This is a genomic window from Xanthomonas nasturtii, assembly GCF_023337365.3.
Classification (GTDB): domain Bacteria; phylum Pseudomonadota; class Gammaproteobacteria; order Xanthomonadales; family Xanthomonadaceae; genus Xanthomonas; species Xanthomonas nasturtii.
Genome location: NZ_CP142084.2, coordinates 3,294,792 through 3,319,605, shown reverse-complemented (window position 1 = coordinate 3,319,605; position 24,814 = coordinate 3,294,792). Strand labels below are relative to the sequence as shown.

The 24,814-nt window shown below is 64.1% G+C and carries 19 protein-coding genes, 1 other RNA gene and 3 pseudogenes; 11 read left to right on the top strand and 12 right to left on the bottom strand.

The genetic code is table 11. The features are described 5' to 3' along the window. Positions 1–62: 62 nt before the first annotated feature. Both M3O59_RS14500 and M3O59_RS14495 read left to right on the top strand, forming a co-directional pair. Positions 63–3,566 carry a hybrid sensor histidine kinase/response regulator gene (locus M3O59_RS14500; RefSeq protein ID WP_249047015.1) on the top strand — a complete coding sequence of 1,168 codons (3,504 nt, stop codon included), beginning with the start codon at positions 63–65 and terminating at the stop codon, positions 3,564–3,566. 135 nt (positions 3,567–3,701) lie between these two features. Further along, on the top strand, positions 3,702–7,247 hold the full coding sequence (locus M3O59_RS14495) for a hybrid sensor histidine kinase/response regulator (RefSeq protein ID WP_181920674.1): 3,546 nt from the start codon (positions 3,702–3,704) through the stop codon (positions 7,245–7,247). Positions 7,248–7,250: 3 nt separating this feature from the next. On the opposite strand, the gene M3O59_RS14490 is transcribed toward M3O59_RS14495, so the two are convergent. Both M3O59_RS14490 and M3O59_RS14485 read right to left on the bottom strand, forming a co-directional pair. Then, a non-coding RNA gene (locus M3O59_RS14490) (sX9 sRNA) lies at positions 7,251–7,324 on the bottom strand. A 101-nt stretch (positions 7,325–7,425) separates the two neighbouring features. Next, positions 7,426–7,995, bottom strand: a pseudogene (locus tag M3O59_RS14485) (MFS transporter); the annotation flags it as partial. A 105-nt stretch (positions 7,996–8,100) separates the two neighbouring features. Here M3O59_RS14485 and M3O59_RS14480 point away from each other — a divergent pair. Further along, the gene (locus M3O59_RS14480; protein WP_330462214.1) at positions 8,101–9,315 is read left to right on the top strand and encodes an IS4 family transposase; all 1,215 of its coding nucleotides are present in this window, start codon (positions 8,101–8,103) and stop codon (positions 9,313–9,315) included. 18 nt (positions 9,316–9,333) lie between these two features. On the opposite strand, the pseudogene M3O59_RS14475 reads toward M3O59_RS14480, so the two are convergent. The 10 genes and pseudogenes from M3O59_RS14475 to M3O59_RS14430 all read right to left on the bottom strand — a co-directional run. After that, positions 9,334–10,206 (bottom strand): annotated as a pseudogene (locus M3O59_RS14475) (MFS transporter); the annotation flags it as partial. A 27-nt stretch (positions 10,207–10,233) separates the two neighbouring features. Next, a pseudogene (locus tag M3O59_RS14470) lies at positions 10,234–11,242 on the bottom strand (IS481 family transposase). Between the two features lie 36 nt (positions 11,243–11,278). Then, positions 11,279–11,698: a hypothetical protein gene (locus M3O59_RS14465; RefSeq protein WP_116905803.1), complete on the bottom strand. Its 420-nt coding sequence runs from the start codon at positions 11,696–11,698 to the stop codon at positions 11,279–11,281. A gap of 122 nt (positions 11,699–11,820) precedes the next feature. Continuing rightward, entirely contained in the window at positions 11,821–13,098 is a 1,278-nt protein-coding gene (locus M3O59_RS14460) for a TonB-dependent receptor (RefSeq protein WP_116905802.1), read from the bottom strand. Positions 13,099–13,191: 93 nt separating this feature from the next. Further along, entirely contained in the window at positions 13,192–13,902 is a 711-nt protein-coding gene (locus M3O59_RS14455) for a Plug domain-containing protein (RefSeq protein WP_116905801.1), read from the bottom strand. Positions 13,903–14,011: 109 nt separating this feature from the next. Then, complete coding sequence (locus M3O59_RS14450; RefSeq protein WP_239686980.1) at positions 14,012–14,323, bottom strand: DUF2946 family protein; 312 nt, start codon at positions 14,321–14,323, stop codon at positions 14,012–14,014. Positions 14,324–14,911: 588 nt separating this feature from the next. Beyond that, positions 14,912–15,976, bottom strand: coding sequence for a uroporphyrinogen decarboxylase (hemE, locus tag M3O59_RS14445; protein ID WP_064632104.1), 1,065 nt, complete (start codon positions 15,974–15,976; stop codon positions 14,912–14,914). A gap of 13 nt (positions 15,977–15,989) precedes the next feature. After that, positions 15,990–16,241 carry a WGR domain-containing protein gene (locus tag M3O59_RS14440; RefSeq protein ID WP_064632101.1) on the bottom strand — a complete coding sequence of 84 codons (252 nt, stop codon included), beginning with the start codon at positions 16,239–16,241 and terminating at the stop codon, positions 15,990–15,992. 196 nt (positions 16,242–16,437) lie between these two features. After that, the gene (gene aroB, locus M3O59_RS14435; RefSeq protein ID WP_249047067.1) at positions 16,438–17,550 is read right to left on the bottom strand and encodes a 3-dehydroquinate synthase; all 1,113 of its coding nucleotides are present in this window, start codon (positions 17,548–17,550) and stop codon (positions 16,438–16,440) included. Further along, positions 17,547–18,089, bottom strand: coding sequence for a shikimate kinase (locus tag M3O59_RS14430; protein ID WP_064632098.1), 543 nt, complete (start codon positions 18,087–18,089; stop codon positions 17,547–17,549). Before M3O59_RS14430 ends, aroB begins: the two co-directional genes overlap by 4 nt. Positions 18,090–18,454: 365 nt before the next feature. Here M3O59_RS14430 and pdxH point away from each other — a divergent pair, with 365 nt between their 5' ends. The 8 genes from pdxH to M3O59_RS14390 all read left to right on the top strand — a co-directional run bounded on the left by pdxH (position 18,455) and on the right by M3O59_RS14390 (position 24,420). Continuing rightward, positions 18,455–19,054: a pyridoxamine 5'-phosphate oxidase gene (gene pdxH, locus M3O59_RS14425; RefSeq protein WP_116905799.1), complete on the top strand. Its 600-nt coding sequence runs from the start codon at positions 18,455–18,457 to the stop codon at positions 19,052–19,054. Between the two features lie 186 nt (positions 19,055–19,240). Then, positions 19,241–19,657 (top strand): YjfI family protein, encoded by a 417-nt coding sequence (locus M3O59_RS14420; RefSeq protein WP_039414395.1) that lies wholly within the window; start codon positions 19,241–19,243, stop codon positions 19,655–19,657. Positions 19,658–19,669: 12 nt separating this feature from the next. Then, positions 19,670–20,443 carry a PspA/IM30 family protein gene (locus M3O59_RS14415; protein ID WP_116905798.1) on the top strand — a complete coding sequence of 258 codons (774 nt, stop codon included), beginning with the start codon at positions 19,670–19,672 and terminating at the stop codon, positions 20,441–20,443. A gap of 25 nt (positions 20,444–20,468) precedes the next feature. Next, the gene (locus M3O59_RS14410) at positions 20,469–21,551 is read left to right on the top strand and encodes a potassium channel family protein (protein ID WP_116905797.1); all 1,083 of its coding nucleotides are present in this window, start codon (positions 20,469–20,471) and stop codon (positions 21,549–21,551) included. After that, positions 21,548–22,225, top strand: a complete 678-nt coding sequence (locus M3O59_RS14405; RefSeq protein ID WP_181920542.1) for a YjfK family protein — start codon at positions 21,548–21,550, stop codon at positions 22,223–22,225. Before M3O59_RS14410 ends, M3O59_RS14405 begins: the two co-directional genes overlap by 4 nt. 34 nt (positions 22,226–22,259) lie before the next feature. Beyond that, positions 22,260–22,664: a DUF350 domain-containing protein gene (locus M3O59_RS14400; protein ID WP_064632088.1), complete on the top strand. Its 405-nt coding sequence runs from the start codon at positions 22,260–22,262 to the stop codon at positions 22,662–22,664. Between the two features lie 12 nt (positions 22,665–22,676). After that, positions 22,677–23,252 carry a DUF1190 domain-containing protein gene (locus M3O59_RS14395; protein WP_116905795.1) on the top strand — a complete coding sequence of 192 codons (576 nt, stop codon included), beginning with the start codon at positions 22,677–22,679 and terminating at the stop codon, positions 23,250–23,252. A gap of 1 nt (position 23,253) precedes the next feature. After that, positions 23,254–24,420 carry a glutathionylspermidine synthase family protein gene (locus M3O59_RS14390; RefSeq protein ID WP_116905794.1) on the top strand — a complete coding sequence of 389 codons (1,167 nt, stop codon included), beginning with the start codon at positions 23,254–23,256 and terminating at the stop codon, positions 24,418–24,420. Positions 24,421–24,814: the final 394 nt, after the last annotated feature.

Below are 24,814 nucleotides of genomic sequence, written 5' to 3'. Positions count from 1 at the left end.
TGTCACGCCTACGCCCTTGTTCCGATTTCGGTCACACCCTTGCTGCACTGTGGTTGGTCCTAATGATCACGGCGGCGCCCTTGCTGGCCTCTGCGGCAGTGCCAGCCACTCCTGTGCCGATCCAGCTCACTGTGGCCGACGGACTTCCTTCCAACACGGTGAACGACTTCGCCGAGGACAGAAGCGGCTACCTGTGGCTGGCAAGCAGCGATGGTTTGGCCAGGTTCGATGGGCGGAGTTACCGCATTTGGCGGATGGAAGACGGGCTGACAAACAACTTTGTATGGGCTTTAGCGGTCGATACCGACGATGCGGTGTGGGTTGGTTTTGACAATGGTGGCGTCGGTGTCCTGGACGCTAAACAGCGGGCCTTCAAACGATTGGAGACCCCGCAGTTTCCTGAACTCGAGCGTAGTATCGTGTGGGCAATCGCGCAGACCCCGGATGGGGATCTATGGTTTGGAACATCAAGAAATGGTCTGTATCGGCGGCGGCCGGACGGTAGTGTGCAGCGCTTTACGTTCTCGGCAAACGACGTGCACAGTCTGCCTTCTAACCGAGTGACTGCAATACGGGTTACGTCTGACGGGGCGCTTTGGATTGGAGGCAACGGAGGCCTCGCGCGATGGAATGGGGTGTATTTCGATCGTAAGGCATTGCCGGGAAATAGCCAGGTTTCCAATGGGCTACGCCTTAGTATCAACGGTGACCTATGGGTTACCGATAGTAATAACGTGCTATATCGACTTAACTCTAGCGGAAATTTTATTCCGCAGCCTTGGCAGACTACAAGCGACGGCGAACACGTTATAGGCATGTTGTTGCAGGATCGAAGTGGGCATTATTGGTTAGACACGATGTCCGGTTTGGGTATTTCCGACAGTGCGCATGTCCAAAATGTGCCTGTCTACAGCTTGTCGGCACACGGATTGGTCAAGCCGAGTTGGTCAAGTGCCTACGAGGATCGCGAAGGTGGTCTTTGGTTCGCCAGCCTCAATGGCGGTCTTTGGCATCTGCCGCCCAACTGGAGCACTTTTTCAGTGTTGTCGTACCACGCTGACGACCCGCAATCGATGGCCAATCCTTTTGTAAAGGCCACAGCAATGTCGGCATCCGGTGGGTTGTGGGTTGCAGGCACGCGTGGCGTGTTAGAACACTTGGATCCTGTTAGCGGCAAGTTGGAACGCCACCTTCGTCCTATCTCAGGTGTGCGTTGGCCAATATGCATCCTTGAAAGTAAAAGGGGCTACGTCTGGATTGGGTTGCCAGAATCTCTGGTTCGTTATGACCCACGTACCCGACAAAGAAAAAATTGGCCACTATCCACAGCTCCCAATGTTGTGGCTGACATGGTGACGCCTGATCTCATGGCGATGGATGCACGCAATCAGCTTTGGATTTCACTGACCAAGACGGGCTTGCAGATTCGTGATGAAGAGGGTCAGCTTATCCGTGAAATCGAACAGGGTGACCACGGGCTAGATGACTCCAGCGCCTACGATCTAAGGCTTGGTCCCGATGGACAGATGTGGCTCGCCAGTACGACGGGCCTACGGCGCTGGGATCCGAAAGCGGATGCTTTCGTCATGGTTCGAGGTGCGCCGGCCTCAACGAACTATGTATTCCGTTTCACCGACACAGGCGTTGTATGGATCGGGTTGATGGGAGAGCTGCGCCGCTACCTCTGGGATGGCACGCAGCTCAAACATCTAGACACCATTGACGGTACACAAGAGTTCCCCATGGTGGCGCCTAACGGACTTGTGGTGGACGGAGCAGGCGTGGCTTGGGTATCGAGTGCGCGCGGTCTGATCAGGGTGGATCCTGCCAGCAAGATGGTGCGGGTCTATGGTGTTCATGACGGGCTTCCCAATCAGCAATTCCAGGAAAACACCCTTGTACAAGCAACGGGCGGGCAGATTCTAGGCGGAACGCCTGATGGGGTTGTGCTGTTTGATCCGGCCAAGATGCGTCCGAATACGCGCCGGCCTCCGTTGCTGATCGAGCGCGTAGGTGTGCGTCGTGGCGAGCGCGGACTGGATGTCACCGGCGTGGAGCCGCTACAACTGCAGGACGGCGATCGCGACCTGCACATCGTCGCGCGCATGCCGACCTTCACGCATTCGGAGTCAACCAGCTATCGCTTCCGCCTCAGCGGCTACGACCCGGACTGGATCGACGTCGGGCCCAGTGGCGAGCGTTTGTTTTCGCGCTTGCCCTCGGGGCATTACACGCTGGAAGTGCAGGGGCGCACTGCCGATGGCATCTGGTCGGCCAGCCAGACATTACGTTTTCAGGTATTGCCGCCGTGGTGGCTGTCGCCATGGGGCTTGAGCGTGCTGGCCTTGCTGACCTTGTGCGTAATCGCTGCGGCCATCTTGTTGTATCGCAGTCGCCTGCGCCGTTTGACCGCGTGGCAATTGGCAGTCCATAAACAGGAACTCGCAGAGCAGGCTTCGTTGGCCAAGACCCGTTTTCTCGCAACACTCGGCCACGAAGTGCGCACGCCGATGACCGGCGTGCTGGGTATGAGTGAATTACTGCTCAAGACGCCGCTGGATACCAAGCAGCGCAGCTATACCGAATCCATTCGCCGTGCAGGCGCGCACCTGCTGCGGCTGGTCAACGATGCGCTGGATCTGGCGCGGATCGAGTCCGGGCGGCTGGAACTGGATCTGGAGCCATTTTCGGTACGCCAGCTCGTGGCCGAGGTCGAGGCACTGATGGCGCCGTTGGCGCAGCAGCGGGGCCTGCGCTTCAGCCTGGAAATCGGCTTGCTTGGCGACATCACTGCCAGCGGCGATTCCACCCGCATCCGGCAGATCCTGCTCAATCTGCTGAGCAACGCGATCAAGTTCACCGAGCGCGGCGTGGTCGGTTTGAAATTGACCACGCTCGGTTCTTATCAAGGTCTGCGCTTCGAGGTCGCCGATACAGGGCCGGGCATCAATGCCGAGCAGAAGGCGCGCCTGTTCCAGCGCTTCGAGCAGGGCGATGGTGCCAAGACCAGCTCGCGCTATGGCGGCAGCGGCTTAGGTCTGGCGATCTGCCAGGAGCTGGCCATGGCGATGGGCGGGCATATCGAAGTGATCAGCCGGCTCGGTGCCGGGACGCGGTTCGTGGTGGATCTGCCGCTGCGTTGGGTGGCCGCCAATGCAACGCTCGGCGGCGATGCGGAGCATGCCGGCGCTGCGATCGCGCCGCAGCGCATCCTGCTGGTGGAAGACGACCCGACCATCGCCGAGGTCATCGTCGGCTTGCTGCGTTCGCAAGGCCACTCCGTAGTGCATGCACCGCACGGCCTGGCTGCGTTGACCGAGGCGGCCGACAACACCTTCGACCTGGCGTTGCTGGATCTGGACCTGCCCGGCCTGGATGGCTTCGCGTTGGCGCGGCAATTGCACGTGTTCGGTTACGAGATGCCGCTGATCGCAGTGACGGCACGCTCCGACGAAGCAGCCGAGCCGAACGCGCAGGCAGCAGGCTTCGCTTGTTTCCTGCGCAAGCCGCTCACCGGTGACATGCTGGCCGATACCATTGCCGAGGCGTTACGCAGCACGCGCTGACAGGGTAAGCGCATGCGCAGCCGTATGCACAGACCCGTGCTTGCCCGCACCGCGCCTGGCCCGCACTATGCGCCGACTTGTCGTGAAACTGATCCGGTGCGCTTTCTATCCCGCTTGCCCCATTGGCTGCTCGCTGTGCTCTGGGTATTCCTGTGTCTGGCGGCACTTCCCGTGCAGGCGCGTACGCCTGCGACACCGGTGCCCAGCCAGTTGACGATCGCAGACGGACTGCCGTCCGACACGATCAATGAATTGGCCGAGGACAGACAGGGGTATCTGTGGCTTGCCAGCGATGACGGCTTGGCCAGGTTCGATGGCCGCAACTACCGCATCTGGCGGATGGAAGATGGCCTGACCAGCAACGTGGTCTGGACCGTCTGTGTCGATACCAAGGACCGCGTGTGGATGGGCTTCGAGGATGGCGGCGTTGGCTATCTGGAAGCGAATACGCGCACATTCAAGCGGCTGGAAGATCCGCATTTTCCGGAACTGCGCGATGCCATGGTGTGGACTTTGGCAACGACACCGGATGGCGCGCTGTGGATCGGAACCGCCAAGCAGGGCGTGTACCGGTACCGGCCGGACGGACGCATCCAGCACTTTTCCGCGACCGCCGGTGGGCTGCACCAGCTGCCGTCCGATAGCGTCGTAGGTTTGGAAGCCGCCGCTGACGGCTCGATGTGGATCGGTACCTGGAGCGGGCTCGTGCACTGGGACGGTCAACGCATGCAGCGCGTGCCGCTTCCGGTTGCAGAACAGACCGTCAACAGGCTCTCCAAGGAGCCGGGCGGCAAGGTGCTGTGGGTGTCCGACTTTGCGGGCAACGCATTTCGGCTCGATACCGTGGGGCGGTCCATCACGCGCCCATGGCAGAGCGCTGCGGCCAAGCCGCAGGTCAGGAGCGTGCTGTTGCGTGATCGACGCGGGCGCTACTGGCTGGATATCGACGCTGGTCTGGGCATCAGCACCGACGGTTCGTCCGTCGATAAGGTGCCCACCTACAGTGCGTCTGCGCACGGCCTGGTCAACCGGAACTGGATCGAGTCCTACCAGGATCGCGAAGGAGGGCTGTGGTTTGCCAGCCTCGAGGGCGGTCTGTGGCATCTGCCGCCGCGTTGGGACACCTTTGCGGTGTTCTCGCATCACAAGGATGACGCGCAGTCGCTGGCCAACCCGTCGATTACCGCCACAGCGCCATCGGCCGCCGGTGGTGTCTGGGTGACAGGCTCGCATAGCGCGCTGGAGTACTTCGATCCGGCGACCGGCCGCGTCAAGCTGCATCTGCCCAATATCGATCCGATTCGCGTCCCCGACAGCGTGTTCGAAAGCAGGCAGGGGGTGGTCTGGATCGGCGTACAGGGAACGCTGGTGCGGTACGACCCGCGTACACGTCAGGTCAAGCGCTTGCCGTTGTTGCAGCATGTCGATCCTGCGGCAGGCCCCGATAACGCGGGCAGGCCGGGCCGGATGGCCGATGATGCGCAAGGGCGCATCTGGGTGGCGCTGATGACCCAGGGAATACAGCTGTGGAACGGCGAGGGACAACTGCTCAGGACGATCGATTACGGAAGCCACGGCCTGAAAGCGCTGACCGTGCTGGACATGCGGATCGGGCCGGACGGGCAGATCTGGCTGAGCAACAACGCCGGTCTGTGGCGATGGGACCCGCGTGCCGACCGGTTCGTTCCGGTACGCGGTGCGCCGGCTGTGCCCACCTATGTGTTTCGCCAGGGAGAGGGCGGCATCGTCTGGATCGGATTGGCGGGAGAGCTGCGGCGCTATCTGTGGGACGGCACGCAGCTCACGCATCTGGACACGGTAGGGAAGGATCAGGAGTTTCCGAAGGTGGCGCCGACCGGCCTGGTGGTCGATGCCGGCGGCGTGGCCTGGGTCTCCAGTCATCGCGGGCTGATCCGGGTCGATCCCGGCAGCAAGCTAGTCCGCGTGTACAACGTGCACGACGGGCTTCCCAGCTCGCCGATGCAGGTGGCCACGCTGGTGCAGGCAACCACGGGGCAAATCCTGGGCGGCACATCCGATGGCATCGTCGTGTTCGATCCGGCCATGGTGCGGCCGAATTTGCGCCGCCCGCAGTTGTTGATCGAACGTGTCAGCCTGCGACGCGGCGAACGCGAACTGGATGTCACCGGCAAAACGCCGCTGCAGGTGCAGGACGGCGATCGCGATCTGCAGATCGTTGCGCGGATGCCCACGTTTACCAACCCCGAGTCCACCAGTTACCGCTTCCGCCTCAGTGGTTACGATCCGGACTGGATCGAGGTGGGCACCACGGGCGAGCGCTTGTTCTCGCGCCTGCCAGCGGGGCGTTACACGCTGGACGTGCAGGGACGCACTGCCGATGGCATCTGGTCGGCGAGCCAGACATTGCGCTTTCGGGTGCTGCCGCCGTGGTGGTTGTCGCCGTGGGGCATAAGCGGGCTGGCCCTGCTGACCGTGTGCGTGATCGCTGCGGCGATCTTGTTGTACCGCCGTCGTCTGCGTCGCCTCACTGCCTGGCAGCTGGCGGTGCACAAGCAGGAATTGGCTGAGCAGGCCTCTTTGGCCAAGACCCGTTTCCTGGCAACGCTCGGCCACGAAGTCCGCACGCCGATGACCGGCGTACTCGGCATGAGCGAGTTGTTGCTCAAGACCTCGCAGGATGCCAAGCAGCGCAGCTACACCGAGTCGATCCGTCGTGCGGGCGCGCATCTGCTGCGGCTGGTCAACGATGCGCTGGATCTGGCGCGGATCGAATCCGGGCGGCTGGAACTGGATCTGGAGCCATTTTCGGTGCGCCAGCTCGTGGCCGAGGTGGAGGCGCTGATGGCGCCATTGGCACAAGACCGCGGCCTGCGTTTCAGTCTGGAAATCGGCTTGCTTGGCGACATCACCGCCAACGGCGATTGCACCCGTATCCGGCAGATCCTGCTCAATCTGCTCAGCAACGCGATCAAGTTCACCGAGCGCGGCGTGATCGGTTTGAAATTGACCACGCTCGGTTCCTATCAGGGCTTGCGTTTTGAAGTCGCCGATACAGGGCCCGGCATCAATGCCGAGCAGAAGGCGCGCCTGTTCCAGCGTTTCGAGCAGGGCGATGGTGCCAAGACCACCTCGCGCTACGGCGGCAGTGGTCTTGGCCTGGCGATCTGCCAGGAACTGGCGATGGCGATGGGCGGGCATATCGAGGTGATCAGCCGGCTCGGTGCAGGGACGCGGTTCGTGGTGGATCTGCCGCTGCGCTGGGTCGCTTCCAATGCAACGTTGGGCGGCGACGTGACACCTGCCGGTAGCGCGGTCGCGCCGCAGCGCATCCTGCTGGTGGAAGACGACCCGACCATCGCCGAGGTCATCATCGGGCTGCTGCGCGCGCAGGGCCATTCGGTGGTCCATGCCCCGCACGGCCTGGCTGCGCTGACCGAGGCTGCCGACAACACCTTCGATCTGGCGTTGCTGGATCTGGATCTGCCCGGCCTGGATGGCTTCGCACTGGCGCGGCAACTGCGCGTATTCGGCTACGAGATGCCGCTGATTGCGGTGACGGCGCGCTCTGATGGAGCAGTCGAACCAAATGCGCAGGAAGCCGGGTTCGACTGTTTCCTGCGCAAGCCGCTGACAGGTGAGCTGCTGGCCGACACCATTGCCGAGGCGCTAGGACACAAGCGCCCGCATGATGGGGTTTAGAGCGGCTGGTCAGGCGTAGCGAGCGGTGTTCAGGTGAGCGGACGGCGTGCAGGAACCAGCGCTTACGCGCGGTACGTGTCGATGCCGGGCAGCGGCTGCGTTCCCCTGGCGGCTTGGTCATCGTGCTGCCAGCTGCTCTTCACCGCGCGAGGTGCGTCGTGCAGTGCTGTCACAGCAACTACTCGGCAACCGCTTCGACTTCCTTCGGATGCGGCCGCGTTTCGGCCAGCTGCCAGAAGATCAACGTCGACGACAAGGTGATACCGCCCACGCACAGGAAGGTGGCATGCAACGCCGCGGTGGCGCCATGCGTGTCGCCCAGATGCGTGTTGAACGCAGCCAGCAGACTGCCCGCTGCTGCCGCGCCGAAGCCGGTCGCCAGCATCATCACCATCGACAGCAGGCTGTTGCCAGGGCTGGCCTGCTCGCGGTCCAGGTCGCGCAGGGTCACTGTGTTCATGACGGTAAATTGCAATGAATTCACCGCGCCGAAGCAGGCCAGTTGCACCAGCCGCAGCCACAGCGGTTGACCGATAGCGATCAACGCAAAGCTGGCCATCGCCGCGCCCACCAACACGGTGTTGAGCATCAAGACGCGCCGATAGCCATAGCGACCGACCAACTTCACGGCGGCACGCTTGGCGGCCATGCCGGCCAGTGCCACCGGCACCATCATCAGCCCGGCATTCATCGGGCTCATGCCCATGCCCACCTGCAACAACAACGGGATCAGGAACTGATGTATCCCCACATTTCTTCCTGCAAGATCAAACACTTGGTGTGCCAGGGTGTGGAAGAAAGTGCGCGCATGGGGCACGCTTCAAGGTGACTAAGCCAAAGAAGAGTGCCGACCATGCGCGCCAGCGAAGTATTACAGAAGTGCTTGTCTAACTCACTCTCCGGGATGCATGCATTACGCCAACGCAGCTTGCTGCGCGCGGTTGAAGCGCTAGTGCATGGAGGCCGGCTGACGTTGATCGACATCGCACGCGCGTGGCCAGGCGCGACGCGGGTACGTGCGCCCCTCAAGGCATGCGACCGCCTGCTGTGCAATCGCGCGTTGTACGCCGAGCGGTCCGTGATCGAGCGGGACATGGCGCATTGGCTGTTGCGCGGTACGCAGCCAGTGATCGTGATCAATTGGAGCGATCTGAAGCCGGACAAATCGTGGTGCCTGCTGCGTGCAGCCGTCCCGATCGGTGGGCGCACGCTCACCTTGCTGGACATGGTGGTTCCGGGAAAGCAACAAGGCTCTCCTGGCGCGGAGAAGCGTTTCTTGCAGCAACTGCGCGCATTGATTCCAGACGATGTGCGTCCGATCCTGGTCACTGATGCCGGCTTCCGCACGCCATGGTTTCGTGCGGTGTCGGCGATGGGCTGGGATTGGGTCGGGCGACTGCGCGGACACACGCAGGTCAAGCCGCAAGCCGTGCCCGATGATGTAACGCAATGGATCGATAGCCGGAACCTGCATGCATTGGCTTCCAACCATGCAAACGAATTACCACCGATGCAGATCAATCGCAGCGATCCACTCAATTGCCGCCTGGTGCTCTATGCCAAAGCACGAAAAGGGCGTCAGCACCGCAACCGGCGCTCACCTGCCAACGTCTCGCGTGCATCATCGAGCCTGAAAGCAGCAGCGCGTGAGCGCGAGCCGTGGTTGATCGTTGCATCACCCCAGTTGCACGCACCCAGCGCAACGCAGTTGGTCAACCTGTACGCACGGCGGATGCAGATCGGGCTGGCATTTCGTGATCTGAAATCGCACCGCTACGGCCAGGCAATGGAAGACAGTTTGACCCGGCGCGGTGAGCGCCTGCAGATCCTGTTGTTACTCCACACGCTGGCCACCTTCGCCAGTTGGCTGGCAGGACTCGGCTGCGAAGCCACCGGCATCGCGCAGTGGCTGTCGCCGCGCAACAGCACCCGCAAGCTCCATTCGACACTGCGTGTCGGCCGCGAGGCGTTAGTCAGGCGCTGGCCGATGGAACCGGTCTCACGCTGGCTAGAACGCTTACGCACATTGCCCGACGCAGTGCGTGAGCAGATGACGTTGGTGCTGTAAAACGTGGGGATACCTCAGGATCAGGAACGGCATAGAGCCGCTGCCCACGCGTGCGAACAGGTTGCCCAGAATGCCGATGCGGTAGCTGGCCACCTTGAACAGGGCCAGCGGAAACAGCGCATTGGGGGTGTTGCCCGCATGCAGCCAGTAGCCGGCCAATGCGGCCAGTCCGCCGATCGCCAGCAGCATCACAAATGCGTGGCGCAAGCCGAGTTCGGAAATGCCATCCAGGGCCAGCGACAGCGCCACCATCCCGAACGCCAGCATCAGGTAGCCGACAAGATCGAAACGCCTGCGTGCATCGCCATAGTGGTCGGGCATGATCTTGAGTGCGGCAACAAACCCGATCACCCCGATCGGCAGGTTGATCAAGAACACCCAATGCCACGACGCCACTTCGACCAGATATCCGCCCAGGGTCGGGCCGATCAACGGGCCGATCAGTGCGGGAATGGCGATGAAACTCATCGCGCGCAGGAAGTCTTCGCGCGCCACCGTCTTGAGCACCGCCAGCCGCCCGACCGGCAGCAACATCGCCCCGCCGATGCCTTGCACCACGCGCGCGGCCACCAGCTGCGGCAGCTGCTGCGCAGCGGCGCATAGCAGCGAGCCTAGCGTGAACACGATGATCGCCGCCAGGAAGGTACGCCGCGTGCCGAAGCGGTCCGCAATCCAGCCCGAGGCCGGGATGAACATCGCCACCGCCAACGCGTAGCTGAACACCACCGACTGCATCTGCAGCGGGCTTTCGTGCAGGCTGCGCGCCATCGACGGCAGCGCCGTGTTGACGATGGTTGCATCCAGCATCTGCATGAAGATCGCCAGCGACACCAGCCACAGCAACGGCTTGATGGTGTCGTAGGCGCGCAAGCTGGGGACGGGCTGAGACATGGGCATCGCCGTAAGAAAGACAGCGCATTATCCCCGCGCCGATGTGCAGGCACTCAAAAAACGTGCGCGTTTGCTTCGTTGACTGAGCGCGCCTGCAAGCGTGCCGGCATCGGATGGGACCGCGATGTTGTGCAGTTCGGGTTCGGATGTCCACTGTTTGCAGATGAATTCATACGGTGTCAGACCCTTCAGGGCTTTGAGCCTGCGACCGTAGTTATAGGCGTCGATGACGTCGGCCAAATGCTGTTGCAGTTGTGCGTGATCGTCGTAATGAAAGCGTTTGACAGTGGCCTCCTTGATGGTCCGATTCATCCGCTCGACCTGCCCGTTGGTCCAGGGGTGCTTGACCTTGGTCAAGCGGTGTTCGATGCCGTGTTCCTCGCAGACTCGACTGAAAATGTGGGGGCAGGCATGGCGGTCGGAACTGCGGTTGGTGAACTGGATGCCGTTATCCGTCAGAACCGTGTGCAGGGTGTAGGGCACCGCCTGGATCACATTGCGCAGCAATTGCGCTGCAACCATCTTGTTGGCCGAGGCATGCAGCTCGGTGAGCGCAAACTTTGACGTCCTGTCGATGGCCACGAACATAGAGCTTTCCCTCGGCCGTGTGCACCTCTGCGATGTCGAGATGGAAGTAGCCGATCGGATAGCTTTTGAACCGCTTCTTGACGGCTTTTTCGCCTTGGATGTCGGGTAAGCGCGAGACGCCATGGCGCTGCAGGCAACGGTGTAACGAAGAGCGCGTCAGATGCGGGATGCTCGGCTGCAGCGCGTAGAGACAGTCGTCCAGCGGCAGCAAGGTGTGCTTGCGGAAGGCGACGATCGCCGCCTCATCCTCAACGGATAACACGGTGGAACACGGCTGCCTCGGCCCAGTGGGCAGATCGGCAACCGAGGTTCGCTTCTTCCACTTGGCCACCGTCTTTTGATTGATGCCGTAGCGCTTGGAGAGCGCTCTCAGGCTCTCTTGACTATTTTGTATCGCTCGACGGATCGCCTCTGTCGTAGTGGCGCTCCCATGCAGAACCTGGCCCATAGTGCTTCCTTCCATTCGTGGGAAAATAATGCACCATCAAAGCCTGGGATCAAACGCCTGGTCCATGGCGCGTTCGAATCCCAAGAACCCTTGATCGTCGAGCTGTTGGCGAGTCAACGTGGACACCGCGCGTGGCACGTCTTTCCAAGCCATCGCCATCTTGCTGCCAGCAGTGACGGCGCCGCTTGCATAAGCGTCACTACCTTCGGTCAGTACGCGCGGCGCTGTCACCAACAGGCGATCGAACTCGCGAAGACTGCTTGCTTCGGAGTGGTCACTGCCGCGGATGCCGGCGTCTGCGGCCGTTTCTTGGACGCGCTCCGCGTCACGCCGAGTCTGCGAGTCGTCGAGTGGCTGATGGCCATCGTCGGCGCGATGCTCCGGTTGAGCCCTGGTGGGTTGCGCTATCGTGTCGCGCGCGTCGACTGCTTCGCCTTGGGACGCGCCCGGCAGCACACCACCGCTGCGATCAGAGCGAGTGCAAGCCGACGACGATCAGGCACTCTGCCTACGCGCGACGACACGGCCATGGCATCGCGCCTATTCGCATCCGGCGCCATATGGCGCAAACAGCGTCCTCACAGCCGCCACTCCAGGCCCGCATAGACCGATCTCGGATCGCCCGGGAAGTAATAGGCTCCATCCGCACCTCGCACGTTGGCCTGCACCGCAGTGCTGGCAACGTATTCGCGATCGGTCAGGTTGCGCACGTCGATGAACCAGCGGAGGTTACTGCCGAGGTCGCCATGCACGCGCAAGTGCATCAGCGTGTAGCCATCCTGTCTCACGGTGTTGGCGTGGTCGATCCAGGTGCCGACCGGTTGCCACTCGACGCTCGGGGCAACCGCCAGCCATGGAGCGATGCGCCATTCGATTTCGCCACGGAGCAAGTGAGGCGCGATGCCGGCGATGCGGTTGTCGCCATAGGCGATGTCGTCGTCGAAGACGAAGTCGTTCCAGACATAGGCCCCGCGCAGCCGTAGCGCATCACGGATCGGCAGGCTGGCGCCAAGCTCGACGCCCTGATGGATTGTGCGGTCTGCATTGGCCGTTCCGATGGAGGCGCCCGTGGCATCGGTTAGTGCAAGCAGTTCGCCGTTGATGCGAGCGCGATATGCGGTGGCTTCAAGGTCGACCTCACCTGCGCGGTGGCGCCAACCCGCTTCGAGCGTCGTGGCCTTCTGCGCGTTCGGCAGAGGCAGCGCGGGACGCACGGTCGCTTCGCCGAATGGGGCGGGCTCAAAGCTGCGGCTGACGTTGGCGTAAAACTGACCGCTTGTCTCGGTGTCGAACAGCAGGCCGAGCTTCGGACTGACGCCAGTGAAGTCAACGTCGTAGCTACCGGCAGGAGCAGTGCGGTTGTCAAGGCGACGGGTTGCACGTGTGGCCTGCGCCCCTGCCTGCACGGTCAGCCGCTCGTCGACGCCGTGGGAGTACTCGGCGTAAAGCGCATGCGCGCGTCCGTCCAGAGACTGGCGACCGGTCGGTAGGCCGGGACGACCATCCGGATTGGTGAAGCGACGTTCGTTGCCAAGGTAACGCGCACTGGAGGCGCCGAACGCGAGTCGCCGCTGCGGCTCGCCGGCGACGGCGAAGTCCATGACACTGCGTAGGTCGACGCCGGTATCGCGAGAGTCCTGCTGCAGGATGCCGAAAACCATCGGATGGAAGCGTTCGCGGTCTGCGAGCCATGCCGATGCGGTCAGCGAACGGTGGGTGTCCGGTTTCCACGTCAGCCGGGTCGCAACGCGGTTCAGCTTGTAGTTGTTCCCGGCATCCAAACGGGCACTGTTCGGCGCTGCTTGGCGACGGTCGACCGCCATTGCAGCGCGGGAAATGCTGCCGGGCATTTCCATGTCGGCATCGACATGCTGCAGGTAAACCCGTCCTTCGAGGGTCTCATCGAATCGCAACCCAACGTTCGCGGACAGGCGCGTCGAACGTGTTGCCTAGTGCGAGCGCCAGCCGTCCTGCTCACCATGGGTGAGGCTGATCATGCCGTCGGCCGCGTCTCCAGCGCCGGCAACTGCGGCATGCATGCGCCGCTGACCATGCTCACCGGCGTCGATGCGCAGCGTTGCTGGCGCAGCAGTACGGCCGGTCGGCGTCACGAAGTTCACGGCGCCGCCAAGCGTGCTCGAACCGTACTCAAGCGCGTTTGCACCGCGCCAGATCTCGATGTGCTGCAGGGCCAAGGGATCGATCGACTGCACGTCGCCGGAACCGTCGGCGAGATTGAGTGGAATGCCATCCTGGTAAAGCTGGATGCCGCGCATCAGAAAACCACGTTGGATGCCCGATCCTCGAATCGAGAAGCGCGTGTCTTCACCGTGGCGCGTCTGCGCATACACCCCGGGCGCGAAGGCCAACATGTCGCTGACCGTGGTAGCGCGGCCTGCACTGTAGTCCTCGGCGCGAACCAGTGTGGTGCCCCCTGCACGCAACTCGAGCGCATGGCGAGCACCTTCGATGGCTTGCGCCGCCTGGTCACGCTCACCACGGACTTCGAGGGTTGGAAGTTCGCGGGGTTGTGTTGCCGTGTCGGCGTGGGCCTGTGCGGCGAGCGTGCAGCCGATGAGGAAAGCGAGGCAACTGACGACGGGGTGCGTGCTCGGCGGGGCCGCAACCACGATTGGCTGCAAAAACGAGGAATGAGGCATCGTGAAATCCGGTGCAATGCGCGCGATCAGTGCAGCGCACAGACGACACCGCGCTGTGCGCGGGCGTCTCAAACAAAGGGCGACCGGTCGGTCGCGGCGGGCAGGAGGCTCAGGCTGCCAGCGGCGGTCCGCGAGAGCCAAGTCCGCAGGGATGGCGCGCAATCGTGCAAACAGCGCGCAACGCGGTTACCAGTGTCGGCAAGAGAGGCCGCAGCGACCATACCAGCCATAGCACCGCAATCAGCGTCGTCGCGAGCAGTTGACAGTAGGTGCAGTCCGGCATGTCACCGTGGTCAATTGGCCCCGGCTGCGCTGTATCGAGCAGGTTGAAAGGATCGACCATACTGATCAACCGGTCGGCACCCGTCGTGCACATCTCCATCAGAACGATGCGTGGGCCTTCGTCATGGGATGTGGCCAAACGCCCTATCGAAGGCAGCAAGGCAAGCAGAAGCACAGCCGTCAGTGACAGCCACGCGAACGTGCTCCTTAATTTCGAGCCCCCAGCCATGTTGCGAGTGTAGCGTGCACACCAGATCGCGACTTCAGAAAGGCACTGGCCTGCGGTGCGACCAGTTGCCGCACTCGCGCGAAGTCCCAGGCTCTGACTGTCTTCAAGTCAATTGAGCAGAGCGGCATCGCAAGAAGTCTAGATGTTCAGTTCCGGCGTCGGATGGCAACGCGATGTCGTATTGGGGTGGGACCGTGTTTCAGGCCGCTCTCCTGCGGGCTGCGAGAGAGGGGCTGGGGAGAGAGGACGGGGCGAAGCCACTCAGCAAGCAATGCGCGATGAAGGCGCATGCACGCGTACCGTCGTGGGACACGGCGCACATACGTCCATGGAGTCTCTTACGCGGCATCCATGCCGACTAAGGTTCCACGCTGGCACGCGCACAGGCGCTGCCGATCATTGTCGGTGGCTGAAAGAAAAGCTGTGGCTGTTGAATGCTCGGTTTGAGCGAGCCAGCGACAGCACCGCACTACCCACGCGCTGTCGATCACGTTCGGATCAGCGCTTGCTCAAACTCTGCACCGCTTCCACCAGCACGCCCACATGGTCCGGATTCATATCCGGCGACATGCCGTGGCCGAGGTTGAAGACGTGACCTTCGCGCGAGCCGCCGTTGCCTTGTGCGTAGCTGTCCAGGGTCTTGCCGGCCTCGGCGCGGATCGCGTCGGGCGAGCCGTACAAGGTGGCGGGGTCCAGGTTGCCTTGCAGTGCGACGCGGCCGCCGGCGCGCTGGGCGGCATCGGCCAGCGAGATGGTCCAGTCCACGCCCACTGCTTCGGCGCCGCTGGCGGCCAGGTCGGCCACGTAGGCACCGTTGCCCTTGCCGAACAGCACCAGCGGGGTGCGCTCGGCCCCAACGCCGCGTTCCAGCTCACGTGCGATGCGGGTGAGGTAGGGCAGCGAAAATTCGCGGTACATCGCCGGCGACAGCACGCCGCCCCAGGTGTCGAACACCTGCAATGCCTGCGCACCGGCCGCACGCTGTGCGGCCAGGTAGGCGATCACCGCATCGGTGACGGTGCCGAGCAGGTGGTGCAGCAGTTCCGGCGCGTTGAAGGCCATGGCCTTGATGCGCGCGTATTCCTTGCTGCCGCCACCTTCGATCATGTAGCAGGCCAGCGTCCACGGGCTGCCGGAGAAGCCGATCAGCGGTACGGAACCATCCAGTTCGCGGCGGATCACGCGTACGGCATCCATCACGTAGCGCAGTTCGGTTTCCATGTCCGGCACGCCCAGACGGTGAATTGCCGCGGCATCGCGCACCGGGTGGCGGAACTTGGGGCCTTCGCCTTCGACGAAATACAGCTCCAGGCCCATCGCATCGGGGATGGTCAGGATATCGGAGAACAGGATCGCTGCATCCAGCGGGAAGCGCTGCAGCGGCTGCAGGGTCACTTCGCAGGCGATGTCCGGGTTCTTGGCCATGCCCAGAAAGCTGCCGGCGCGCGCGCGGGTGGCGCGGTATTCCGGCAAGTAGCGGCCAGCCTGGCGCATCAACCACACAGGGGTGCGGTCCACGGGCTGACGGTTGAGGGCGCGCAGCAGGCGATCGTTCTTGAGCATGGGAGGTGTGTCCTCAGCGCGGCGCGTCGGCGCCGCCGGTGATGAGTTGGAAGCCGCGTTTGAGTTGGGTGTCGCGCGCCTTGTCGAAAGCGCGGTCGGCTTCATCCTGCTGCAGGTATTGGTCGCGTCGCAGTTGCGTGCGTCCACCGATCTGGCCGGTTTCGCGCAGCAATTCCCAACCACCGAACAGATCCGGTTGCAGGGTCAGCTGGACGTAGCGGAGCGGCGCGTTGCCGCCGGGATCGTGTTGAAGAAGGATGCGCATGCGGCCGATTGTAGCCGGGCGCTGCTGAAGGCTGGGAGCAATGGGCCGGCAGGGTTGCTCCGGTTATGAAGAGAGCGTTGGGAGTCAGGCAATGTGTAGGAGCGCCCTTGGGCGCGATGGGCATTTGCCGGTAATGCCCTGTCGCGCCCTAGGGCGCTCCTACCAATGCGCTGGAGACAGTGAGTAACGGCGTTGCTCAGCCCGCCAGGATCTCCAGCACCGCAGCTTCGTCCACATCCGGCACCACCTCGGCCTGGCCGATGCCGCGCCAGAGCACCAAGCGCAGACGGCCGGCGATGTTTTTCTTGTCCAACCGCATGCGTGCGAGCAGGGCTCCCGGGGTCAGGCCCGGCGGGATTTCGGTGGGCAGGTCGAAGTCGTGCAGCAGGGCGCGCAGCGCCTCGGTGTCCTGCGCAGTGCTCATGCCCAGCGAAGCCGACAGCCGCGCCGCCAGCACCATGCCTACCGCCACGGCCTCGCCATGGTTGAGGTTGTCGTTGCCAGGCGCGCCATAGCCTTGTTCGGTTTCGATCGCGTGGCCGAAGGTGTGGCCCAGGTTGAGCAGGGCGCGCTCGCCTTTTTCCAGCGGGTCGCGCGCGACGATCTCGGCCTTGTGCTCGCAGCTGCGGGCAATGGCCTGCGCCAGCGCGGCCGGGTCGCTGTCCAGCAGTGCGCGCCGCTCGGCGTGCAGCCACTGGAAGAACAGCGGGTCGCGGATGGCGCCGTACTTGATCACCTCGGCCAGGCCGGCCCGCAGCTCGCGCGCGGGCAGGGTGCGCAAGGTGTCGGTGTCGGCGATCACCGCGCGTGGCGGATGGAAGGCGCCGACCAGGTTCTTGCCCTGCGGGATGTCCACTGCGGTCTTGCCACCGACCGACGAATCCACCATGGCCAGCAGGCTGGTGGGCAGCTGCACGCAGTCCACGCCGCGCATCCAGCACGCCGCCGCAAAGCCGGCCAGGTCGCCGACCACGCCGCCGCCGAGCGCGAAGACGCAGGCGTCGCGGGTGGCGCCCAGTTCGGCCAGTGCCGCAATTGCGGCGCCGAAGGCGTCCAGCGTCTTGGAGGCTTCGCCGGCGGCGATGACCAGCTCGCCCACCTGCAGGTCCGGGCGCGCGCGCAAGAGCGCGGCGCGCACGCCGGCGGCGTAATGCGGCGCCACCTGCGAGTCGCTGAGCAGCAACGCATGGCGACCGCGCACGTGGCCGGCCAGGCGCGCGCCGTCGGCCAGCAGGCCGGGAGCAATGGTGATGGTGTAAGGCTGCGCGCCGTCGACATCGACGCTGCGCGAGGAACGGGGAAGTGTCATGCGGGGGTACTCGACATGCGCCATTGCGCGGCCAGGCGCAGCACCAGCTGCGCGGTGGCCTCGGCGGGGGAGAGATGATCGGTTTCCAGGCTGAGGTCGGCGACCTGCTGGTACAGCGGCGTGCGATGCGCGGCCATTGCGTGCAACACCTGCTCGCGGTCGGCGCGCTGCAACAGCGGGCGATTGCGGTCGCGCGCCAACCGCGTCAGCTGCGCCGGCACGCTCACATGCAGGTACACCACAAACCCACGTTCGCAGATGCGCTGCCGGTTGTGTGGGTCCAGCACCGCGCCGCCGCCGGTGGAAATCAGCTTGTTGTCCTGTTCCAGCAGCGCCTGCAGGATGTCCGCCTCATGCTGCCGAAATCGCGCTTCGCCGTGCTGTTCGAAGATGGCCGGGATGCTGCTGCCCACCTGTTCGACGATGGCCTGATCCACATCGACGAACTCCAGCCCGAAGCGCTCGGCCAGGCGACGGCCGATGCAGCTTTTTCCGGCGCCCATCGGGCCGACCATCACGAGATTGGGAGCGGGGTTCATGCGCAGGGATCGTAGCATTCACACGATTGGCTCGGGCCGGGTCGTGCGGGTTGCAACGAATCTGCATCGCGCGCCACGCCGTCCGCGCCGGTAGCCGGCGTCAACAGGTGCACAACACTAATGAGCACCGCCACGGCCCAGCGTTCGCGATCGAACCCAGGCGATATAGCCATCGGCGAGCGATGTCGGCCATTGGGCGCAGCCCGCGCCCGGGCCGGGTGCAGACGACGCGCGCGGCCGCCGCGCACAAATCTCCGTTATCGGCTACGTACATGGGGGCGTGCGGCGTGCCCGATCGCCGCACGTAGGCGAAGCACATGCGATGCGCCCACAATAGGCGCCAACCTTGCTGCCCACGCCCCGTCATGACCGATCTGTACGCAGAAGCCCTTGCCACCTTCACCGCGCTGTACGCCGAGGCGCAGGACAGCGCCGAACTCGAAGCCAGCGCGATGACCGTGGCCACCGCCAGCGTGGATGGCCGGCCGAGCGCGCGCACCGTGTTGCTCAAGGCCTTCGACGCGCGCGGGTTCGTGTTCTACACGCATCTGGATAGCGCAAAGGGCCGCGATCTGCAGACCCATCCGCAGGCGGCACTGCTGTTCCTGTGGCGCAGCCTGCGCGAGGCCGGCATCCAGGTGCGTATCGAAGGCGGCGTGCAGCTGGTCAGCGCAGACGAAGCCGATGCCTATTTCGCCTCGCGCCCGCGCATGAGCCAGATCGGCGCCTGGGCCTCGCTGCAGTCGCAGACGCTGGGCTCGCGCGCCGAATTCGACGCGGCGATCGCCAAGGTCGAGGCCACCTTCGAAGGGCGGCAGGTGCCGCGCCCGGATGGCTGGGGGGGCTTCAGGGTGGTGCCTCAGGCGTTCGAGTTCTGGTACGGCGCCAAGTTCCGCCTGCACGAGCGCTGGCGCTACGAGGCCGACGCGGCCAGCCAGTGGAGCAAGCGGATGCTGTACCCGTGAGCGGGCAGCCTGGCGCGTGGGCCAGCTGAACGGCTGGTCTGCTCCGGCCTGCTGCCTGCCTGCCGCCTGCCTGACCGGCTGACGTCCGGCCCTTTCTGCCGGTCACAGGCAGTCTGTAGTATGTCCTGTCGTTGCAGGACTCCTGCTGCATCACCACCGCTGCATGATCAAAGGACAGGACATCGTATGACGCAGTACACCACTGTCGAATTGCACGGCCTGCTGGCCGAGCGCTACCGCGGTCAGCCGATCGAGGTCGAACTGATCGACGGCCTGGAGCCGGCCATCAACCTCACCCTGGCCGACCATGGCGACATGCAGATCCAGGTTGCCGCTTCCGGCTCGCAGGTGTTCGTCTCCACGCTGCTGGCCAACGCCGACCAGGTCAACGACCGCGCCGCCTTCAACGACGCCTGCCTGCGCCTGAATCCGCTCAACCCCTTGTCCAACCTGGGCCTGGTCCAGGTCGACGGCAAGGACAGCTATGTGGTCTTCGGCGAGCTGTCGGCGTCGTCCACGCTCGACCAGATCGACGAGGAAATCCAGACCCTGGCGGCCAATACGCTGGATGCCGCCGAATCTCTCAAGCCGTTCTTTTCCTAAAGGCGTGTTGTCATGAGTATTTTTTCCAAGCTGATCACGCTGCTGCGTGGTACCGCACACGAAACCGGCCAGAAGGCGGTCGACGCCAATGCGCTGCGCATCCTGGACCAGGAAATGCGCGATGCCGGCGCCCAGCTCACGCGCTCGCGCGAAGAGCTGACCAAGCTGATGGCGCAGAGCAAGCTGGCGCAGCAGAAGATCGACGCGCGCGCCGGCAAGATGGCCGAGTACACGCGTTATATCGAAGGTGCGCTGGCCAAGAACGATGAAGCGCTGGCGCACGATGTGGCGGCCAAGCTGGCCGCGCTGGAAAGCGAAGACGCCGGCGACAAGGCCTCCAAGACCTCGCTGGACCAGTCGGTGGTGACGCTCAAGGCCACCATCCAGAAGACCGAAAACCAGCTGCGCGGCATGCGCCAGCAGATCGATACGGTCAAGGCCACCGACGCAGTGCAGAAGGCGCAGGCCGCCATCGCTGCGCGCCATTCCGGCGCCAGCAGCAAGATGGGCTCGGCGCTGGAATCGCTGGAGCGCATCAAGGCGCGCCAGGCCGAAACCTCGGCGCGTATCGAATCGGCCGAAGAGCTGGAATCGTCCAGCGGCGACGGCGATCTGAACCGGCGTCTGGCCGCGGCCGGGCTGATGGAAGGCGAATCCAATGCGGCCGCGGTGCTGGCACGCTTCAAGAAGCCGGCCGCGCAGCTGGGCCACGACACCACCGGCAGCACCGCGCCGCTGATCGGCCAGGTGCGCGACGTGCAGCAGGTTCCGCGCGGCGACAGCTGATCCACCGCACGGCACAGGATGCGCCATGATCATCGTTGGACGGCTGTTCCGGGTATTGCGGCGCCACGTGCGCCGCGTCAGCTGGGGCATGGTGGCGCTGGCACTGCTGGCGCACATGGGGCTGAGCTGGGTGTTGCTGCTGTGGGCCGGCGAGCAGAAGCTCGTCGGCCTGGACGCGTTTCCGTACTACTACATGACCACCGCCACCACCATCGGCTACGGCGACCTGTCGCCGGGCTCGGTGGCCGGGCGCTATATTGCCGCCTTCGTGTTGATGCCGGGTGCGGTGGCGTTGTTCGCCACGGTGCTGGCCAAGACCAGCGGCGTCCTCATCACGTTCTGGAGGCGCCACCACATGGGCAAGATGGCCTATGCCGATCTGCGCGGGCACACCATTTTGATCGGCTGGCAGGGCGCGGCCTCGGTGCGCCTGCTGGAGTTGCTGCTCTCCGATACTGCCACCGATGACGAAGGCGTGGTGCTGATCGCCGAGGGCGTGGCCGAAAACCCGATGCCCGACCACATGCGCTTCATTGCCGCCGAGTCGTACACGCACACCGAGGTGTACCGGCGTGCCGGCATTGCCGGTGCGGCGCGGGTGATCGTCAACCCGCCCTCCGACGACCAGACCCTGGCAGCGGTCTTCGCGTTGATGGCGCACGCACCGGCTGCGCACATCGTGGCGCATTTCGATTCGGCCAGCGCCGCGCGGCTGGTCAACCACCATTACCCGGCCATCGAATGCACACGCCCGATGACCGCCGAAATCCTGGCCCGCGCCGCGCAGGACCCGGGCAGCGCGGCGATCACCGCCGAGTTGCTGTCGGTGGACGATGGCCCCACCCAGTTCAGTCTTTCAGTGCCAGCGAACGTCCAAGCGCTGGATTACAGCCGGCTTGCGGCCGATTTCGGTCAGCGCGGCGCCTTGCTGCTGGGCCTGCGCGCACCCGACGGCGCGTTGCGCTTGAACCCGCCAGCACGCACCGCTGTCGCCGCCGGTGCCATGCTGTATTACCTGGCCGAGCAGCGCGTGCCCGTCCACGCAATTGCGTGGCAGGCCATGCGCAGCGAGACAGCCCCCATTTCCCCATCGCCACAAGGTGCATGACGATGAGTTTTTTCAGCAAGTTGTTCGGTCAACCGCAACCGCCGCCGCTGCCCACGTCCGGCACCGGCGCGATCGGCCACACGTTGCCGCTGGGGCTGCGTGTCGGCGGCCAGGTGGAAATCGACACCACCCTGTACCGCATGGCGCCCGATGCCATGACCGCCGAATTGCCGGGCGGGCACCAGGGCATTCCGTGCTATGGCCATGTCAATCTGGGCGATGGCTATTCGCTGCACCGCTTTTATCTGGATGACGATGCGTTCCTGCAGGTCACCACCGTGGGTGGCGATCTGGAAGCGATGAAGGCGTTCGTGTATTGCGAAACGGTGAACCCGCCCAGCAAGCAGGCGTTTCAGGAGTTCGTGATGCAGCATCCGCATCTGGGTGCCGCGCAGATCGATTACGCCGGCAAGCGCTGGCAACGCGCCACGCAGTCCATCGATGATGCTGCGCGGATTCCGCCGATCGCCTACGACGAAGTGCTGTACCGCTATCAGCCGCCGCGCCGCGATGGCGACCTGACCCACTACGCCATGCTCTATAGCCGCGATGTGCGCGAGCTGCAGCGCGAAGAATTTCTGCTGGTGACCGGTGAGGATTCCGGCCCCAACGAATTCTGCGTCACCTATGCGGTCGGTATCGATGTCACCGTCGCCGATCTGGATATCACCTGAGCATGCGCTCGCCCTTCACTCAAACGGTCCTGTCATGAACCCGATCAACCTGCAGAGTTTTCTCGCATTTCTTTCCTACTTCGGCACCGGCCTGGGCGTGCTGATCGTCGCGGTGGTGCTGGTGACCCTGGTCACCCCGCACAAGGATTTCACCCTGCTGCGGCAGGGCAACGTGGCTGCAGCCACCGCGCTGGCCGGCAACCTGATCGGCGTGGCATTGCCGCTGCATTCGGCCATCACCCATTCGGTGAGCCTGGTCGATGCGCTGATCTGGGGCGTGGTTGCCTGCGGCATCCAGGTGGTGGCGTACCTGTTGGCCAACCTGGTGGCCGGGCGCATCTCGCGGCAGATCACCGACAACGTCACCGCCGCCGGCATCTTTTCGGCGGGCGTGTCGATCGCGGTGGGGCTGATCAATGCCGCCGCGATCACGCCGTAACGGAGCGCAGGCATGAAGCGATCACGCAATCTCAAACTCACCTTGATGGCCGCGCTGCCGGCCGCCTTCGTCACCGGCTGCGGCTCCGAGCCGGAGACCGGTGTGGTGTTGCAGTCGGCCTCGGACTGCTACCAGATCAAACAGGAACAGAGCGACATCCAGCAATGCCTCAAGGCCTACGACGAGGCGGTGGCCAAGCATCAGCAGGCCGCGCCGCGCTTCAACACGCGCTACGAGTGCGATGCGCAGTTCGGCAGTTGCACGGCGGTGCAGACGGCGCAGGGCCAGCAAAGCTGGGTCCCGCCGATGGGCGGGTTCCTGCTGGGCTACGCGTTGGGCAACATGACCGGTGGCGGCGGCTACCGCTACGGCGGCTCGATTCCGCTGTACCGCGACTACCGCAGCGGCGGGTATTACAAGCCCAACGGCGATCTGGCCAGCAACCGCATCGGCACCGTGCGCGGGCGCAGCGGCGCGATCGACATGCCGACGCGCGCCATCACCGTATCGCGCTCGGGCTTCGGCTCCAGCGCGGCGGCGCGCAGCTCGTTCGGCAGCGGCGGTCGCAGTTCCGGGTTCGGCGGCTGACATGCAACGGATCGCAATTGCCGAACGCCCGGACTGGCGCGAGCAGGCCGAGTCGCTCGGCTTCCACTTCCACACCATCGACGGCGCGCCGTATTGGGACGAAAGCGCCTACTACGCGTTTTCGTTGCAGCAGATCGAAGACGACATCGAAGCGCCCACCCAAGACCTGCACGATATGGCGATGCAGTTGGTGGACGAGGTGGTGGGCTCGGAACAGCTGATGACGCAATTGGCGATCCCGCCGTTCTATTGGGACTGGATCGCCAATTCGTGGAAAGACCGCGACCCGCATTTGTACGGGCGCATGGACCTGGCGTATTCGGGCGATGGCCCGGCCAAGTTGTACGAGCTCAATTACGACACGCCGACCTCGCTGTACGAGTCGGCGTATTTCCAGTGGTTGTGGCTTGAACAGCAGATCGCCAGCGGCGCGCTGCCCAAGGGTACCGATCAGTACAACCTGATCCAGGACCTGTTATGCGAGACGCTGGGTGCGCTGGCGGTGGACGGCGCGATCGGCGCGCAGATGCATTTTTCGGCGGTGCGCGATTCGCTGGAAGATCGTGCCACCGTGCGTTACCTGCGCGACTGCGCGCATCAGGTGGGCATCAGCACCGAGGAAGTGGCCATCGAAGACATCGGCCTGAGCGCCGATGGCTGGTTCACCGATGAGCAGGACCGGGTGATCCACACGCTGTTCAAGCTCTACCCGCTGGAATTCATGATGGAAGAACGCTTCGGGCCGGCCCTGATCGCCGACCGTGTGCGCCTGATCGAGCCGGCGTGGAAATCGGTGCTGAGCAACAAGGGCATCCTGCCGCTGCTGTGGGAGCGGCATCAAGGCCATCCCAATCTGCTGCCGGCACGCTTTGCGCAAGCCGGCGAAGCACCGACCGCAGGCTGGGTGCGCAAGCCGCTGCTGTCGCGCGAGGGCGCCAATATCTCCCTGGTCACCGCGCAGGGCGCCACTGCACAGACGGATGGCCCGTATCTGGACGGGCCGGCAATCCTGCAGGCACACCATCCGTTGCCGGTATTCGACGGCCGGCATGCGCTGGTGGGCAGCTGGGTGGTCGCCGATCGCCCTGCCGGCCTGGGCATGCGCGACGACGATGGCCCGATCACCCGCGATACGTCGCGCTTCGTGCCGCACGTCATCATCGATTGATCCGCAGCTGTGCGTGCATCGCCACCGTGAGCTGGCGGTGTTGCGCGTGGGAGCCACCGTCTTGTGCGGTGTAGCGGAATCCGCTTTCTGGATGCTGGCGGGCCTGCCGCAAGTGCCCACGACGCAGCTGCGCCGGCTGTTGGTATCGCGCTTGGCACAAGCACCGGCGCCGCGCAAGGCCTCTGGCGCATGCAAGGCGGCGCATCTTTTCCACACCCCCTGTGGATGGAACTTGCACAAGGCTGTGGACAAGTGGGTGCAGGCCCCGGCCTGCAACGCTGTCAAGATGGGTGGCGAAAAAATGACCAGCCGTGAGCGGCGAAGTTTTTTCAGTCTCCGTCGCAGCGATCTCGACAGGATCGGCAAAGTCGGTTGTGCTGCGATGTCGTGGCTT